Source organism: Acinetobacter sp. Leaf130, assembly GCF_001423205.1.
GTDB lineage: Bacteria > Pseudomonadota > Gammaproteobacteria > Pseudomonadales > Moraxellaceae > Acinetobacter > Acinetobacter calcoaceticus.
Map to the genome: position 1 here is coordinate 1,228,081 of NZ_LMOE01000001.1, position 17,582 is coordinate 1,245,662.

Sequence of the window (17,582 nt, forward strand, 5' to 3'; positions counted from 1 at the left end):
CTTATATAACAAATGTAATGTAATTCCGGCCAATTCTTGCGAGCTGCTCCAGATCTGAACTTAATAAACCATTAGATGAAATTATTAAATGCCCCTTACGACTGCTCGCGATTCTCGCAAATTGTTCCAGTTCTGTAGGTAAATATTTTTGTGTACTTTTTGATAAGTCAACATTAGTACCTATACGTAATAATGATTCAACTAGGCTAGCAGGCACACTCATTTTTTCCTCCTTAAAAATATTTGCAAAATTCAACTTGTGTGAAGAAAGGATGACTACAGAAATTCTTAGTCACCAAGTACATTGCTATTAGAAAAATAAACCCTGCTACTACCCAGAAATATCCAGTAAGTTTCCAGTTCACTACATCATTATTGCCGCAACTCCCGCAATAATAGTAGTACCCCTTTATTGGTGAACCACAATCTGGACACCGTTTATGATTAATTAGATTTTTGCTCATTTCATTATCCCCCTATCAATGACCTATAAAGATCATCTGCCTGTTTTGCAGCTATTAAAAAAACTATTATTGTTGGTGTTATTAAGAAAAATATAGTAAGAATAAATTCGACAAATAAGACTTTTTCATTCTTATAAACTAATTTTAATGTTCTCCTTAAGTGCCGAATCCAAACTTTAAAGCCATAAGGGTTTTCACACGCTGTATAACCCTCGATACCTTTGATTCTATTGTCCATATGATGGCTACTTTCATTAATAAACATCACCATATTACTTGTGACTATATAGAAAAATAAGAGAACCATCGCACAGGTTACACACCAAAAAACTAGTGTTTGCCATGAAAAAGATAACTGCATTGAACGTACGGCAAATACAACCCAGGCAGATCCTACTAGTACTTGGGGAGTAAGATTACGCATATACTCCATTACAGCTTTACGCCCTTCGGCAGTAAATAAAAAAAGCTCTCGACTACTTTTTTTATCATTATTATTTTCTTCATTCATAACAAATATATCTCCATTGTTTGTTTTACAAGTACATAGGCATGAAGAATGCCTATGTACTAGATCATTTAAGCCCCACATGGAACCAAGAAAGCCCACGCGTGATAGCCGTACTTGTGAGCGTCTAAAATTCGGCCTGAATTACCTCGTACACGACGATAACGGCAGAACACCCACTTTTTGCCTTTCGGCGGTTTTTGAGTACCTAACTTCTTAAGCACATAGCTCACCTCCCCACCTAAGGAGATTTGAAAAGCTTGTTTAAATGATCTACAATGAAGTTCCTACGCTTTATGTAGTTCATCTAAGAAGCCGAATAGCCCTTAGGTCGTACTATCCGAAACTGATATGAGAGCTAACTTTCATATCGGTTTTTTCATTTTAAAGATTCAAATTTATATTTTGCTGCTTTGTACCCTACAAGAAACTTAGCCTGTATCTCTTCAATAGTTAGCCCTAAACACTCCTCGGATGGCATTAAAAGTTCTGCGGCAAATGTATCAGCTTGCCATTCAGAATCTTCATAATGCTGGTGTCGATTGGCTCCACGAGCTAAGGCAAATCCTTCATGGAGAAATAGGTGACCAATTTCATGGGCTACAGTAAATCTAGCTCTACGGAACTTAGGGTCTTTAGGATTACATAAAGCCTCATAAGTATCTGTGCGAAGAATAATTGTCATTGCATCTGGATTAGTCAAAGCTTCAACATCAGGCATTTCTTCAATTTCCCAGATTTCGTAAGTTACACCTAAAAGGTGCAATTTATGTTCAAGTATCCTACTTAAATCTATTGATTCACTTGGGTCCAACTTAAACAACTTGTCACGAATAATCCGAGCTTTATGTTTAATGCTCTGTTTGTTCAGTGGAGGGACTTTGACCCCTCTAGGCTTTGAATAGGCAAATGCCATCCATTAATTCTCCTCTAAAATTTTCCGTAATTCAGCTAAATCAACTGACTGTGTTTGAATACGTCTTGCAAACATCAAAGCAATTTCAGCCTCTTCGGCATCTTGTGTTCTGATTACAACGTTATCAACACTCTGGCTAGCAGCATGGGTTAGCAATTTATCTTCATCGTTACTTAGTCCTAAAGCATTTGTAATTTTTGTAATTAATTCAGCACTTACTGGCTTTTTTCCTGTTTCAACAGCTGATAAGAAAGCTGAACTAACACCAATAGAAGTAGCAAGTTCGTTCAGGTTGCTATCGTAATCAATCCGAAGCTTCCTAATCGCTTTTCCAAATTCTGTTAGTTTAGACATTTTCATAACCCTATTGCGCTACTCTTCCTTAATTGAAAGAGTGAATACTTTTACAGTATTTAGATAAATATAAATCAATTTAAAAAATAAATCAACCTATTGGTTAATTTATTTTCAATACTATAAATCCTAAATATAGTAGAACTATGAGGTGAATATAGGACCCAATAGTTATTTAGGGCTTTTTATAGTGCTAATCCCAATTGAGACGTTTATATTACTTTTTCCCCCTCACCCTAACCCCAACAAAAAATACTCAAGCAATCTCTTCCGTTCATCTGGTTTGTTTGGGTCTAAAAGCTGAACCATTGCCCCATCAATCACAAACAAAAACATATGTGCATCTTGTTTTGAAGCATTTTCATTGCTTTTTAAAAGCAAATTATAGATTTCATTAATCAACCAATTTCGATAGTCAATTACGGTCCCATAAGCCTTGGGATGTGTTTTAGCAATTTCAAAAATCGCTTTAAACGGCAAATGGTAAAGCCCATCTAAGTCGGCGTGTAAGTAATAAATTTTGCGGAGTTTTTCAATTAGCGTTAATTCTCTTTGAACATTGATAATCGAAAGAACCTCATGTTTAAGTCCGTCTTTCTGAAAGGTTAGACTCATTTCAATGAGACGTTCTTTAGAGTGAAAGTAGTTATAAAAGGTGGCTTTGGGGATGTTTGCCGACTCAATAATTCGGTCTACCCCAACATTATGAAAGCCGTATTTGTTAAATAAATATCTTGCTGAATGAAGTACGCCTAAAGCACGAAATGGAAGATCTGAATGTGCCATATTTTTACCGTTATAAAAATTATTGTTGTATATAAATGAGATATAAAAACCGTTGCCTTTTTGGGGGAGAAAAAAGGCATAGCAAAGCCGTAAAGACTGTGCTCAGCACATCTCAAGGTTTAATTGTCTAAGTTTTAAGTAATAACGAGCTAAAGCCTAAAAAGCCTTACGGCGATCAAGCTGCGTTAAATGTTTTAAGCTGTGTCGTTATAGCTTTTGGCAATGGTTGCCAAGAAATGATGGATGTGCAAAGCCAACTCCTTTTTATTGGGAGTTCTGCCAAAACATTAGAATTATGGTGGCAGAACGGAAGAGGGTTCGCAGACTGGTTAAGACATCCAGCACACCCGAGGGTGTCCCTCTCCCGTCCTACCGCTACGGGAGGGAACGAGGAGCTTACGCACAAAACTATTCCTCAGAAGAAATAATCCTGATGCGGTCTTAATACGGTCTGCGACAACCGACTGGCATTGTAGACCAGCCCGCAAATGGTAATCTCCAATATTTGAAGTGTCAATGTGAAATTGGCTAGAAATTATTTAATTAATCATTGTTTTTCATTTAATTACATAATTAAGGAAATTCTTAAGTAATATTTACAATCGACTTTTATATCATTAAGTTAAAGTTTAAAATTTCAAAAACTTAAGGTCTAGTTTGGCCTATCTCAACTAAAAATGAATAAATAAAAATGAATGACAACTCTTATTAAGAGGAGTTTTTATGAGTGGCTATTCAGTATAAACTTGTATTTAAGCGACCAAACTCACAAATTAGGCCGCGTCATATACTTAAAGTGATAAGAGCAAAAAATGACTCAAAATAAAGTTGAATTAGCAGAGAAATTGTCAAAAGAATCGCATCAAGGTCAAAAGTATGGTCCTCATGATTACTTTGATTACCATATTAAAGGTGTGGTCAATTCATTAATTGAACACCGATTTTCAGAAGTCTATATTATTACAGCCCTTCTACACGATAGTGTTGAAGACACACCTCTTACCCTAGACAAAATCGAAAGTTTATTCGGAAAAGAAGTCCGTGATGCCGTTGATGGATTAACTAAACGGGAAAGTGAAACACGCGAAGAATATTTAATTCGTTGTAGTTTGAATCCAATCGCTCGAGTCGTGAAACTTCATGATGCAGCCTTTAATGCGCATAACTCACATAAGGACAATAATCACCCGCGTGTAGATTATTACCTTCAAACCATGTTAATTGTTTCAACAGCCCAAGATAGGTTGGAATGAAAAGGTCAAATTAGCTAGGTTTATAAAATATAAGACGATCAATTTGATTTTGTAACGTAATCAAGATTTATCATGTAAAAAAAAGATTTTTGCTCAATCCTATTTAAATTGACTAAGAATTGAGCAATTTTTTGCGCATTTATGATCTACGGCGAACCTATCTTAGAGTTAGATACGTCCAACCTCTAAGTATGGAATCAGGTTTTTATCAAAATGTGGTCGTGGGTCACCTTCATAACTAATAAAGCCATGCATACCAGTTAAACGCTCACCTTTATAAAACTGGTTTAACTGATAACGCGGGTCTTTATGTGAAAGCGTAAAGCTCACCACTCCAACGCCCTGCTGTTTTGACTTGTTATAGGCATCTTCGAGCATTTTATGATGCAAAGCCAAATCTTGTGGATGGCACATTAAGGTGTGTAACACGTGATACTTAATAGAGTCACCCAGTTTAGGCAAACGCATCCCTTTAGTGATTGGAGTCAACAAGTTATAAACGGGTCTAAAAATTCCAATGACTGAACTGTAATGCAAAATTTTGGTTTGTTTAATACTGTGCTGATCCCACAAGCCAAACATGCCCACCAGCTTTTCACCCTTAAAATAAAGTGAAAAGTCCGAGAGTTTTATCCCTGAAAAATACTGATGACCTTGGGCAAGTTCTTCAAAGTTATAGGCTGGGATAAAGTTATAAAACTCCGCCATATCGGAAATAAACTGATTCATGGCTTCTACATGTTTAGCTTCGGCTACACATGACTGAATTTCTTGTATGTCACTTTGCTGAGAAGCCTGCTTTAAGAAAGCTGTGATTTTTCGTGTTGCACCCGTGTCGGTCAGGCTTAATGTCTCGATAAGTCCTTCATCATAATAATCGGGCATTCCTGTTTTGCCCGTTTGAATGGCAGCGCGCGCGGCGTGGTTATCATCAAAAATAATCATTTGACTATAGTTCGGTTCATGCATGGTTTGTTTTACATGCTTTGCCAAAACCTTCACCAGTGATTTCCCACGATAGTTGTGGTCTACCCGCAAATCACCTGCGTATCGTAAGTTTTGAACGTTCCGATCGACATAACACGGGCGATGACCATTGCTATAACAAGCAACATGCTTCTGGCTCTCGGTGTCTTCAATGACTACATGCAATTTATGTCGATACACAATGTCGGAAGCTTGAAAATAACTGGGTTCACGCTGAAAGCTAATTTGTATGCCTTTGGTGGTCATGGGTACGGCGATTAAGTCTCTTAAAGCCTGATCATCTGCCAAAGTTGCTTCTCGGGTAATGAGCGTATTTTCAGCAAGTGGTGGATTTGTTTTATTCATTATTCATTATTCACCTGTTGTGCGGTCTGTGTAGGAACCAAACTGTTTAAACGTCCCATTTGGTCGAGTAGCTGATAGACAAACACGACTTCGTCTTGATCATTCACTGTTTTCTGGGTTTGTACATCAAGTAGCTTCTGCTCGGTATTCAGCAAATCAAAAGTGGTTTTGGTGCCGACATCAAACTCTTTACGTGTGTAGACAAAGGCAATCGACGCTGCCTCTATGGCATTTGCCAGTGCTTCTTTATTTTGTCGAATGGTTTGAAGCTGCGCATAGCTCGTGCGTGTACGCTTATTTAAATCCAGTTCAAGACTTCGCGTTTTTTGGTTCGCCAAATCTATATCGGCCTGTGCTTTTTTGACATTAGCTCGATTTAAACCATCATCGTATAGCGGTACATTCAACTGCACCCCAACCATATAGTTATTACTTTCGGAGCCAATATAGCTTGCTTCATCCTGTTTTCCGGCACGACTGGTGAACATGACCGTAGGCCAAAGTTCACGTTTAGTTAAAGCGTATTGTTTCTCGGCAGCCTGTTTTTCATATTTGCTACGCATTAAAGCTGGATGATTTTTGGTTTGAGCCAAAATCTCATCTAGGTTAGCGGGAATAGCAGGTAGTTGTTTAATGGCAACAAGGTTTTCAGGCGTTACACCTGTCACTTGGTAAAACTGTGCTTCGCTTACGGTCAAGTTAGATTGAGCCTGTGTAATATCGGCTTGACCTTGGGCAACTTGTGCCAACACCTGAGCCAAGTCCGCACGGGTAATCATCCCCACGTCAAAACGGCGCTTCGATTCATATAAAGACCGTTGCAGATTCGCCATGGTCTTTTGTCTGAGTTCTAAAATGGCTTTCTTTTTTAATACGTCGGTATACACCATAACGGTATTTAAAATAGTTTCCGATCTTTGGTCTGATAGTCCTTGGTTTTGTGCAGAGAGCTGGCTTTCGGCAACATCAATCCCTAAACGATGCCGTCCAGAGGTATAAATCGGATAATCCGCCTGCAATTGCAAACTCCGACCTTTACGGTTTCCTTCAGTTGGAAACAGGACTTGTGAAGGCGTATCTATTCTTTCATAGTCCAGTTGCCCGACTAAATTGACTTTGAGTCCATCACGCTGTTTCGCTTGTTCAAGCATAGCGGTCGACTGGTTCACGCTTAAACGACTGACTTCAAGCTGACTTTCATGTCTTAAACTGGCAGACAAAGCCTCGTCTAAAGTCATGGCATGTGTATTCGACACAAATAACATGCCTATACACAGAGCGTATCGACGCGTTAAGATCTGAGTATTAAATGGCTTCATCCCTTTCATAGTTGTTCCAAACTATTCAGGGTGACTTTCTTGAGTGGCTCAGGCTTGATATTGCCTTCGATAATGCCGTCAAACATGACCAGTTTTTTGTAGGCATTCCACCCATTATTGGCTTGACGAATTTGAGGCTGGTCGAGCTGTCCCAAGTTCCGCGCAAGTTCATAATGGAAGTTTTGACGCAAAATACTGTCGATATATTCATTGTTAATGCTGTGATGGATTTCGCCTTCAAAAAGTACGCAATAAAACGGCTTAACGTGTTGCTCGGTATCAATCGCCAGTAAAGAAATCGCTTTAGATTCCGTTTCATTTAACTGCGACAATAATTGCTGGGCAGTTTCAGGTGCGAGTTTCTCACCGACCAGATCTACGCCAAAACGGCGGCCTTGGAACTCAAAACATGGGATTTGCTCGATAAAGCCAGTCACACGTAAGCAATCATCCATACAGTAACGAAGCAAGCCATTACCCGATGTAATGAGTGGGCTCACCACATCACCTTGTTTCAGTTCCCACGACGGAATGATTTGTCCCTGTTTTTCACCCTCTAAATATTCAAATTCGTAGAAGTGACTTTGATACGCCAGCGGGTATTGGTCGTTATAGGGAATGGTCACTACACCTTCCGTCGCCCATAGCCCTTTGCCTTCAAACTGAACACTGGGTAATTTCTCTTTTAATTTTTCGGCCCAAGCTTTTGAACCTGCGGTGTCCCAACTCGACACTAAACTTAACTTTGACCATAGCTGTTTGAAGTCAATCTGTTCGCCGTTTGAACTGTCAATTAGGGCTTGAGCGCTTTCAGGACTATGCGGTGCAGTCACTTCTTTTAATGAAGCCTGACGATTGCCCCATGAACCACTTTGTAAAACTTCAATCACGTCTTGTTGTAGCAACTCCAAACGTTCAAGTAATTGCAGCGCAAAAGTTGGACTCCACACCGAAATCATGGCTAAGTTACGGTTTGCCACCAAATAGCAAATCGTGGCAAAGAGCGCATCGTCGGCATTGGCGGCAAATGCAACATTACTTGGAACCGCTTGGGTAAATTTAGATAAAATTCGCTTACCTACGCCCAGTAGCGCACTATCATCATTTAGGTTTTTATCTTTTAAAACTTCACGCTGGCTTTCAGGTAACCATGACACCGACCAGTAATGCGTTCCCGAACTAAGCGCCGGACATTTACGGTATAAACTTGCCATCCACGGCGCAATCGCATGGTCAAGCTCATCTAAAAACAGCTTGGTGTACGGAATAAACTTAATTTGTTCACTCGACCCACTGGTCGGCTGGAAACGAACCAGCTTACTGCTAGATAGTGAAAGCTTTTGCTCACGATAACGTTGAATGTCTTCTCGCCATGCGCCATAACGTGTCGCAGGAAATGATTTTACAAACTGCTCATAGTTTTGAACCTTTTTATCTTTAGCAAACGTAGAGGTCTGTAAAATCGAATGCAGGATTTGGCGTTGTGTTGCTTCTAACGCATTAAACCGTTTTTGAAAATTACGATCGGATGCATCACACCATTTTTTTAAAATAAGATGCGAACCCAAAGTCAGCCATTCATTAGATTTCATTGGATGGCCTCTCTACGGTTTGTTTTCGACGTTTTACGTGCTTCGCATCTTCCCTTACTTGCAGGTTTAGTCATGAGCTTCACAGGGAAGCGGGCAATATCTTTCCAGCCTAATCGACCAATACACGGTAATTCCGTACCCGCACTCCATGTTGGATTCATCTGCTCAAAGAAATGAATGTTTGGGTTCTTTTGTCTCATTTCGGCAGTAATCGGTGCGACTTCACCTTTTAATGGTTGATAGTCATCACCAAAATTTAATAAGCCAGCTTCACGGTCGTAGTATTCCCCAAAGAATTTCTCACAGTAGTGCTCAACCACTTCCGAGAGATGCTGATTTTCATCTTTAATGTTTGGGTAATACACATAATAGTTATTGGCAAGTAAGAGATAGGTTTTATAGCCTTTAGAAATGAGAAGCCAATAGAGCTCGTTAAATGGATATTTGATTCGAAGCTTGATCATGAGTTTGAGCATAGTACTTTGCAGACTACGCGTACCCCAAAACTTCTTCAAAATGACCGTATCACCGCTAAATAACACGGTGTAGTCTTTACCGTTTAAGTAAAAGTGCTGCACAACAACGGTTGAGAACCCCACAATCTCATCTGTCTCCGAGTCAAAAATTAAGATCGCACCACTTTTATTTTTAAAATCATCTACGAAAATAGAAAATCTCGTATTTTCATAATACTGTTCGTAAATGGAATACATCACTTTTAATCGCTCTGTATCGATTTGCTCTTTTTCAAAATATTGACCATAAGTCGTGTTTTTCAGGTTCAATTTTGAAATCAGTTTATACGTTGTATTAATCATAATCCTTTAACCTTCCACCTCTAATTTGCGAGTTCCCCGATCTCATCTACCGATATTAGAAAACTCATAAAAATGTTCTTTTTCTATGAAGGGATACGTTTTGATATGCCCTATTGTTTTTCATTCTTTGAAAGCTGCCCTTTATTTCTAAATAGCTACATATTCATTTTCTTCCCCCGATCCATAAAGATGGTTAAAAAGGCGGTCACAAACATGATGATTGCGAGCATGCGTAATAAATCATTAAAACTAGATGTAAGTGCTTGAAAATGAATGTCACGATAGATCACGCTGAGCGCAATTTGCTGTGCATTTGAGCCGACTTCTTGATATTGCGCCGTGAGCTGATCGAGTCTTTCTGTAAAAATCCAGTTCTGCGGGGTCATCGACTGATTAATCTGGGTAACATGCAGCGCAGTCAGCCAGTCTAATGATGAGTTGATGAGTGCCAGTCCAACCGCTCCGCCAATATTGCGCATCAGGTTATAAATACCGCTGGCATCGGCCACTTTACTCAGTGGCAAAGTGCTCATGGCTAAATGCGAAACCACAATCAGACAGATCATGAGGCCGATACCACGGTAAATTTGCGGCCAGAACATAAAGTCATAATCGCTGTGAATGCTGAGGTGAGAATTGAGCCACACACCAAAACCAGCCAGAATCATTCCAATAAACACAGTTTTGCGGGTATCAAAATTGGGAATCAGCCACGCAAGAAACGGCGCAAAGCAGAACATGACAATACCCGTTACCATCATGACGTGACCAATTTGGCTACTGTTCATTTCACGGACTTGCCCTAAAAACACGGGAATCATGTAACCCAAGCCATAGAGCGCCATACCAATCACAAAAGTTGTGATGGCACTTAAGGTAAAGTTTTTGTTTTTAAATACGGATAAATCGAGCAAAGGCTTAGGCTGGGTAAAGCTTCTAGAGAAGAAGATCATGCCGCCCACAACACAGACCATAAAAGCAATCCGAACGCCTGTGTCGGCAAGCCAGTCATGACGTGCACCTTCATCAAGGAAATATTCAAGCCCACCTAAAAACATCGCCATGCCAATGAGGCTAAACCAATCCATACTTTTGATGAGTGAATGATTCGCACGGTCAATATTTGGACCCGAGTAGATCACCGTAGCAATGATAATGCCCGGAATGATATTGATCAGGAACATCCAGTGCCATGAGAAATTATTGGTTAACCAGCCGCCAATGGTGGGGCCGATGGCTGGACCTAAAGTACTGATCATTCCAAACATAACCAAAGGCAATGAGCGTTTTGCTTCGGGGAAAAGTAAGTACAATGCCGTCATGGAAGTCGGAATCATCCCACCGCCCATAAAGCCTTGAATGCCACGGAAAACCAGTAAACTTTCTAAATTCCATGCCAACGCACAAAGTAAAGAACTGATGGTGAAGCCAATTGCACAGATCGTGTAATAGACCCGTGTTGAAAGCACCCGCGAGACAATACTCGACATTGGAATCGCGATAATTTCGGCAATCAAATAAACAGTTTGCACCCAAGTCACTTCATAGCGGCTTGCACTCATGCCGGCTTGAACTTCGTTTAGAGAACTCGCCACAATCTGAATATCAAGAATCGCCATAAAGTTGCCAAAAATCATGGCAGCAAAAATTGCCCAAGCCGTCTTTGCGGGAAACTTCCACTCAGCGTCAATATGCTTATTCATTTCTTATTACCTAAAAATTTTATTATTAAGTTCTTAGGTCAACCGTAGCGCTAACCGACATTCCGGGTTTTATAAGATCAATATGCGGACTTGTATCTATGGCAATGCGTACAGGAATACGTTGAACAACCTTATTAAAGTTGCCTGTGGCATTGTCTGGTGGCATAAGTGAGAAAGTTGCACCAGAGGCTGGAGAAAAGCTTTCAATTGTTCCGCTGTAAGTCAGGCTTGGGTAAGCATCAAGTTTTAATTTAACTTTCTGCCCAATATGCATTTTTTCAATTTGGGTTTCTTTGAAGTTCGCTTGTACATACAAACTATTTTCAGGAATAATCGCCATTAAGCGGGTTTGCGGAGAAACACGCGAACCTTTCTGGATCGCAAGGCTTCCTATTTTCCCTGCGACTGGGCTCACCACTTTTGATGAAGCCAAATCAATTTGATAAAGGTTTAAGTTTGCATTGGCACTTTGAATATCTGCCAAAAGCTGTGCTCTACTGGCCTGTAAACTACCCAACTGAGCTTCTGCTGCATTTACGGCGGCCTGCGCCTTACTTAGCTGTGCTTGAGCAGTTAAATATTGAGACTGAACCCCTTCAAAATTTTGGCGGGTAATTACCCCATCTTTTAATAAATCTTGATAACGTTCAAAATCTTTTCTTAAGCGAGATAAATCTGCTTGTGCCGCAACAACGCCACTATTTGCTTCAGTAATGGAAGACTTGGCAGACTTTTCATTTTGTTGTTGTACGCCTAGCGCTGCTTCTTTTAAGCTCACGACAGAACTAGCCTGATCATAACGAGCTTGATAATCGCGGTGATCTAAGACAGCTAAAGTTTCCCCTTTCTTTACAAACTGATTATCGTTAATTAATAACTCCATCACTTCGCCTGAAATCTTTGGCATCACCCAAGTAACATCTGCTTGCACATAAGCATTATCAGTAGATTGATAAAATCGGTATACAAAAAAATAATATATAATGCCCGCGACTAAAAATAACAGCAGGACACTAAAAACACCCCAAGTTATCTTTTTTCGACTTTGGAAATTAGTATCAGTTTCTAGCTGAGCTACGTTATCCATATTCATTCCGTTTATTTGTAATATTCGATTTTTTATTTACACCAATAAACTATTAGCGTCTTTTTTACGTAACTTTTCACTTGGTTTATTCAATGAATCGTGACAGCGTAAAATTTGGTGCAAATTATGATTCTTAAATCGATTAAATATCATTGACCGTTTTGACATATATTTTTTCTATTTACGCCAATCCACTGCATGCTATAAAAAATATGTTTAAAAATTATGTAATTTTATATTTTTTGAAATTTCTATTTATAACCCATTTTCTAAAAATTTAATTTATTAATTTAAATCAATAACTTAATGTAGTTATTTTTCTTGTTAAAGTGATTAATTGACAGGAAAATTCATTGTACCAATATTAAGAATCAGTCTTCAATTTGTAGTACTTGTGTAGAATTAATTAAGGTAATGTGTAATTTTAAAAAGAGTTATAGATAAGTTTTATAATATTTATAGAAACATAAAATATAAATGTTCTTATTTATCAAAATAGTTAAACAAAACTTATTAAAGATGTATTTTAATAAATTTATGATTAACTATTTTAAGTGGAATAGCAGAGAAATTCTGAACCCAAGCCAACATATTTTTAAGAAACTAAGTATTATTAACAAATAAAATTAATCATAAAAAAGAGTTACTTTTAACTCTTTTTTATTTAAAAAATAGAGAATTATCAGTTTATTTTTTTACTTATTTAAAACCTTAAAAATTTCTTCTAAAGTCTCTCCAATCGCAAGTATTTCACTATCCTGATGAGGTAAACCATCAATCTCCAACCCAATTGGTAGTTTCGATTTCGCTCCCTTTCCAATGGGTAAACTCAGTCCAGGTAATCCGATATTACTGCCAGGATCTGTATTTCGAATCAGTGTCTGGAAATTTTCAATTGAACTGACTTGCTCGTTTACTAGTGGTGCAACGATGGCTGATGTTGGGAACAATAAAGCATGTAAATTATGCGCTTTAAATGTGTTTTGATAGAGTTCCAGCAATTGTGGACGAGCTTCACTGATGGCTTTTTCATACAAAGGTAAAGCAGGAACAAGTTGACCAGTCTGATCTTGAATTAATTGGGGAAGGATATTCTGTTTAAAAAGTGCCTGTACATCTGGGCTTGAGATCTGATCAATTACATCTTCTAAAGACAGATTTACATGATGATCTTTCAAATATTGAATAAGGTCATATTTGCCTTCATAGACGACCACTGGAAATGAAATAGCATGATTGAATTGTTCTAAATTTGGCATATCGACATTAATAATTTCGACTCCTGCCTCTTTTAAAAGCTCAAGCGCAATATGTGCCTGCTCACAAACATCTTCATCTAAATGATTCCAAAAATATGGATTGATACCGAGTCTAATTTGATGAGGCTGTAATGGTTCTTTCTTTGGCTCTTGAGTAATCAGCTGATCAATTAAGATAATGTCGGATACTGTATGTGCCATAGGGCCAGCGGTATCCCGCGTATGTGAAATTGGAGTAATACTCTCTTGTGAATATCTTCCTACCGTTGGACGAAAACCGACACAACCATTTAAAGCACTCGGTAATCTAACCGAAGCGCCAGTATCTGTACCAATCGCAATCGGAACCATTCCCGCGGCAACAGCCACAGCACTACCTGAAGAGGACCCGCCAGCAATGTGTAATGGGTTTACCGCATTTCGTGTACCTACAACACCTTCGATATGCATGGCTGTATTATAGCCTGTTACCCCAAAGGCCAATTCATGCATATTGGCTTTACCAACAATGATCGCGCCGTGATCAATAAGTTTTTGAATAATCGGTGCGGAGCTTTTAGGCTTAAAATCAGCTAAAGCTGGTGTGCCTGCACTATTTGAGAAACCAGCAACATGAATATTATCTTTAACTGCAATTAAAATGCCCATCAAAGCTGGATATGGTTTTCCACTAAGTAGATATTCATCCCAATATTGAGCTTGTTGAATTGCTGAAGCTTTATCTGTGCTAATAAAAGCATTTAAAGACTGTTGTTTTTCAATAGTGTCGAAGTAATGATGCACAAGTTCTTCACAAGATACTTTTCTTTCATGAATCAGTTTAGTGATGGCATCTACTGGAGCATTTGCTAAACCCTGTAACTCAATCCAATTATTTTTTTCAACTGCATTTGACATGGTGACTTAAAATCCATTTAAGTTGTGATCTTAAGAACTTAGTACAAATTGCTCACTCATTCGCATCCTCAAAATTGAGGATTGTTTTTGTTTTAATGTTGAATGAGTAAAGCCATTTCAGTGCGATTATTGCAGCCTATTTTTCTCATAGAATTATTCAGATGGGTTCTTAAAGTGGTAAAGCTAATGCCAAGTAAACTTGCCACCTCTTTATCACTTAAACCTTTAGAGACCAAATGAACCACTTCTTGTTCACGTGGAGTCAGACCATATTGTGTTGATAAATCTGCTGGTAAGGCTTGAGTAAAATAAGGTTCAAGCAGATTTAATATTCTTTTTTCACGCTCACCAAACATGTCAGCGTCTTGTGCACGCCAAATGCGTAAATCACCAATATCCATACCATTTCGGACAAAATAAATATTTATACCGTGATACAAACCATAGGCTCTCAGAAACTCATTGTAATAGCTGGTTTTTTTAAGATCAGCAAGAGGCATAACCTCATTGACGAAGGTCGGTTTCTGAAGTTTACGAAGTTGTGCAGTAATGGGATCAGCAAATTGCCAAATACACTCATAGTCCTCCATGGCTTTTGGGTCGATTTTCCATATCACACCTTCTTTCGATAAGTTATGCGTTGAATCCCAAATATAAGATGCGGCAAAATCAGCCCGTAATAAGGTAGCAATATCTGCAATGATATTTTCACGTAAATTATATTGCCCTTTTCCTGAGCCAAGTTTCCATAATATTTCAGAAAACAATGTAAACTCAGATGGGCTGAAATCCTTTTCTAAAAGTGCGGTCATCGTCTACCTATTTAACGCAAGCCATCGAATTTCAAGAAGATCGGCTAAGCGCTTCCTTTGAGCTTATTCTTATTACCAATCCCATCCTTTTCTATAACATATCTATTTTTTTATTTGGTAGGTAATAGCTATATTTTGTCCGTAAAAATATTAATTTTCTAGTTTTCCTATGGCGCTTTTAACTATTGAAATTCATCTTCTGAAATTACTTATCTAATAGGTACCAAAGGCTTCGATCAACTTTTCTCTCTTTTCTTTTTTGCTCCATTAGCTGTTCATATTCTTCTTCTGAAATTACTTTTCTATTAGGTGTAGATTCAATGTATGGAGAATAACCTCTATAATTAGCAAACTTATTTTCTCTATAATATTGTGATTTATCATAATCAGTCATATTTGACGTTTGGAATAGAACATCTTTATCTCGCTCAGCCCTTCTAAAAAGTTGATTTGTACGATCTATTTTTTGTTGCATTGCTGACTCAAAAAAACAACACTCTCACCACTTTTAGTATTTTGAGCCTCTTCATCTTTAGCAATTAAAATAGAAGGTTTTTTTTCGAAAAAATCATCAGCGCTGTACACTGGACTAATAATCAATAAACTTATAAAAGATAATAATATTCTATTCATAAAATTAATATGCTCATTACAAAATATTGGATTACATAAATTTTATATAATTTTAATAAAAAATCTATTGCTCCGTATCTTATTATTTTAGTGTTTAATCTACTACTAGATAAACTCATTTAGCTTTCAGTAACAGCATTTCTTTTCAACGGGGATGTTAGAAACCGACTTTAAAAGTCATAAAACCATCACAAATAAAAAAACCACCGCGAGGGTAGTTAAGTCTGATCGAATATCTGTTGATGCAGCTAAGCTAGGAACTTATCTTGATCTTCAAAATCAGGGGATTCAGTTAAATTTAAAGTGACCAACTTATCATCAACCAATATCTTAAAATCATTATTGAAGATTAGTTTTTTATTCTTGGTCTTAAACTTCGTTATTAAGAACATCATGATTTTACCTATGTTATCTTTAATTTCATCAGATGATGTTAACTGTTTTAACTTCTCATAACTGGGATGCTCTATAAAAATTTCATACAACTCTTCTAATCATGCGTATTCCATGCATAAATATCTCAAAGTGGAATTTTTTAATATATCAAAAACACGCCCCATTTTTAAGATTCATCTATTTTGCAAAATATAAAAAAAGCCACGCCAATAATTGATATTTAGCAGGGCTCGTTTACGCCGTAATACATCCGCCAAACGATAAAACTAGTTTTTGGATGCTCGTATGATATCTAATACTAATTTAGAAATTTCATGTAGATCAGAACCTACTGGCAACCAGAATTCGTACACTGTGTTAGAACGTTTATAAATCTGTTTGTAGTACTCAGTTTTAAAAGCTGGATCGATGTGTCGGAAGATTTAAGTTGCTTCCCATCTAAATCACCACCAACACAGATATTCATTTTATTTACCAATTTTAAGACAGACTGGAAGATAGCACGTTAATAACAATTAAGGTTCAAAATCTCGATTGCGTATTTTCATAATTTTACTTTTTATTCTTTCTGCAAATTCCTTCTGTTTTTTCATAATTCGCAAATTAACTGCTTCATCTTCTGAAATACCAATTTCTATTCGCAAGTCTTTTTGTAATTCAAGACATTTAAATCCGTATTCATCCATAAAGACCATTAATTGAAGTGATATATCATCCCTTTCTTCTTCTATTAAAAAGTACTGAGCAGCTTGTCCAATTAAGTAAAAATAATCTTCAGTTAATTTCATTGTAAAATCTAAAATTTTTTCTTTTGTTTGTGGTTCAGAAATAAAGCTAGATTGATGTAATGCTGTAGTTAAGTCCCTAAAAGATAAACTTAAATTATAAAAAAACTCATCCATTTGTATTTTTATGTCAATGTCTTCTTTAATTTTTTGATAAGAATTAAATACTAGTAGAAAATTAAACCAACTCTTAATTAACTCTAAATAGCTATCCCTTTTTGCTTCCGCTAATTTTTCAAATTTATGGGCATCTAATGTATTTCTTGCAGTTACTCTAATTGACAAAATCAAAGCACCAGCACCGATTAATGCCCCAAAAAATCCAAATAATCCTTGAATATATGCTGCATCTAGCGTGGCTCTTATCGCATCCATAATTTTTCAATACTCAATAAAGTATAAAATTCACGAATACTATAATTAAAAATTAATATCAATGTTATCAAAAATAGATGATGCAAAATCGACTATATCTTTTCCAATTTCTACAATTAAGTCCGTTACTTCATCTGGATCCGGATTCACAGAATTAAGCACCGAGTTTTCTTGCTTTTGCTCATTCTCAGCATCTAATTGCTCTATATTATTAATTGGGTCATTTTGATTTTGCATTAATTTAAGTCAATAAAATTCAGTTGATCATACTTTAACTGAATCACGTATGATTT

17 protein-coding genes and 2 pseudogenes are annotated in these 17,582 nt (G+C 37.4%); 1 reads left to right on the forward strand and 18 read right to left on the reverse strand.

The features are described from left to right. Nucleotide 1: 1 nt before the first annotated feature. The 6 genes from ASF86_RS05285 to ASF86_RS05305 form a co-directional block, all read right to left on the reverse strand. A complete protein-coding gene (locus ASF86_RS05285; RefSeq protein ID WP_056480165.1) occupies nt 2-223 on the reverse strand; it encodes a hypothetical protein in 222 nt (73 codons plus the stop codon). 245 nt (nt 224-468) lie between these two features. Next, the gene (locus ASF86_RS05290; RefSeq protein WP_056480168.1) at nt 469-975 is read right to left on the reverse strand and encodes a hypothetical protein; all 507 of its coding nucleotides are present in this window, start codon (nt 973-975) and stop codon (nt 469-471) included. A gap of 68 nt (nt 976-1,043) precedes the next feature. Continuing rightward, nucleotides 1,044-1,196 carry a hypothetical protein gene (locus tag ASF86_RS19775; protein WP_171252322.1) on the reverse strand — a complete coding sequence of 51 codons (153 nt, stop codon included), beginning with the start codon at nt 1,194-1,196 and terminating at the stop codon, nt 1,044-1,046. A gap of 155 nt (nt 1,197-1,351) precedes the next feature. Beyond that, nucleotides 1,352-1,888 carry an ImmA/IrrE family metallo-endopeptidase gene (locus tag ASF86_RS05295; RefSeq protein WP_022574485.1) on the reverse strand — a complete coding sequence of 179 codons (537 nt, stop codon included), beginning with the start codon at nt 1,886-1,888 and terminating at the stop codon, nt 1,352-1,354. Nucleotides 1,889-1,891: 3 nt separating this feature from the next. Then, on the reverse strand, nt 1,892-2,242 hold the full coding sequence (locus ASF86_RS05300; protein ID WP_056481749.1) for a helix-turn-helix domain-containing protein: 351 nt from the start codon (nt 2,240-2,242) through the stop codon (nt 1,892-1,894). A 231-nt stretch (nt 2,243-2,473) separates the two neighbouring features. Continuing rightward, nucleotides 2,474-3,028, reverse strand: a complete 555-nt coding sequence (locus ASF86_RS05305) for a TetR/AcrR family transcriptional regulator (protein ID WP_056480172.1) — start codon at nt 3,026-3,028, stop codon at nt 2,474-2,476. Nucleotides 3,029-3,840: 812 nt separating this feature from the next. Here ASF86_RS05305 and ASF86_RS05315 point away from each other — a divergent pair. Beyond that, complete coding sequence (locus tag ASF86_RS05315) at nt 3,841-4,281, forward strand: HD domain-containing protein (protein ID WP_056480177.1); 441 nt, start codon at nt 3,841-3,843, stop codon at nt 4,279-4,281. 168 nt (nt 4,282-4,449) lie between these two features. On the opposite strand, the gene ASF86_RS05320 is transcribed toward ASF86_RS05315, so the two are convergent. From ASF86_RS05320 to ASF86_RS05375, 12 genes and pseudogenes are all read right to left on the reverse strand, one after another. After that, nucleotides 4,450-5,613: a hypothetical protein gene (locus ASF86_RS05320; RefSeq protein ID WP_056480180.1), complete on the reverse strand. Its 1,164-nt coding sequence runs from the start codon at nt 5,611-5,613 to the stop codon at nt 4,450-4,452. Beyond that, the gene (locus ASF86_RS05325) at nt 5,613-6,941 is read right to left on the reverse strand and encodes a TolC family protein (protein WP_056480182.1); all 1,329 of its coding nucleotides are present in this window, start codon (nt 6,939-6,941) and stop codon (nt 5,613-5,615) included. Before ASF86_RS05325 ends, ASF86_RS05320 begins: the two co-directional genes overlap by 1 nt. Further along, a complete protein-coding gene (locus ASF86_RS05330; RefSeq protein WP_056480185.1) occupies nt 6,938-8,524 on the reverse strand; it encodes a GH3 auxin-responsive promoter family protein in 1,587 nt (528 codons plus the stop codon). The genes ASF86_RS05325 and ASF86_RS05330 overlap by 4 nt, the downstream gene beginning before the upstream one ends. Beyond that, the gene (locus ASF86_RS05335) at nt 8,521-9,309 is read right to left on the reverse strand and encodes a hypothetical protein (protein WP_171252338.1); all 789 of its coding nucleotides are present in this window, start codon (nt 9,307-9,309) and stop codon (nt 8,521-8,523) included. The genes ASF86_RS05330 and ASF86_RS05335 overlap by 4 nt, the downstream gene beginning before the upstream one ends. A 188-nt stretch (nt 9,310-9,497) precedes the next feature. Beyond that, entirely contained in the window at nt 9,498-11,045 is a 1,548-nt protein-coding gene (locus ASF86_RS05340) for a DHA2 family efflux MFS transporter permease subunit (RefSeq protein ID WP_056480191.1), read from the reverse strand. Between the two features lie 25 nt (nt 11,046-11,070). Further along, entirely contained in the window at nt 11,071-12,132 is a 1,062-nt protein-coding gene (locus ASF86_RS05345) for an HlyD family secretion protein (RefSeq protein ID WP_056480193.1), read from the reverse strand. 695 nt (nt 12,133-12,827) lie between these two features. Further along, nucleotides 12,828-14,288 carry an indoleacetamide hydrolase gene (gene iaaH, locus ASF86_RS05350; protein WP_056480195.1) on the reverse strand — a complete coding sequence of 487 codons (1,461 nt, stop codon included), beginning with the start codon at nt 14,286-14,288 and terminating at the stop codon, nt 12,828-12,830. 92 nt (nt 14,289-14,380) lie between these two features. Beyond that, nucleotides 14,381-15,100, reverse strand: a complete 720-nt coding sequence (locus tag ASF86_RS05355; protein ID WP_056480198.1) for a response regulator transcription factor — start codon at nt 15,098-15,100, stop codon at nt 14,381-14,383. Between the two features lie 205 nt (nt 15,101-15,305). Beyond that, nucleotides 15,306-15,733: pseudogene (locus ASF86_RS05360) on the reverse strand (hypothetical protein). Between the two features lie 662 nt (nt 15,734-16,395). Continuing rightward, nucleotides 16,396-16,595 (reverse strand): annotated as a pseudogene (locus tag ASF86_RS19780) (hypothetical protein). Between the two features lie 49 nt (nt 16,596-16,644). Further along, a complete protein-coding gene (locus ASF86_RS05370; RefSeq protein ID WP_056480204.1) occupies nt 16,645-17,289 on the reverse strand; it encodes a hypothetical protein in 645 nt (214 codons plus the stop codon). A 45-nt stretch (nt 17,290-17,334) separates the two neighbouring features. Continuing rightward, nucleotides 17,335-17,526 (reverse strand): hypothetical protein, encoded by a 192-nt coding sequence (locus ASF86_RS05375; RefSeq protein ID WP_056480207.1) that lies wholly within the window; start codon nt 17,524-17,526, stop codon nt 17,335-17,337. Between the last annotated feature and the right edge of the window lie 56 nt (nt 17,527-17,582).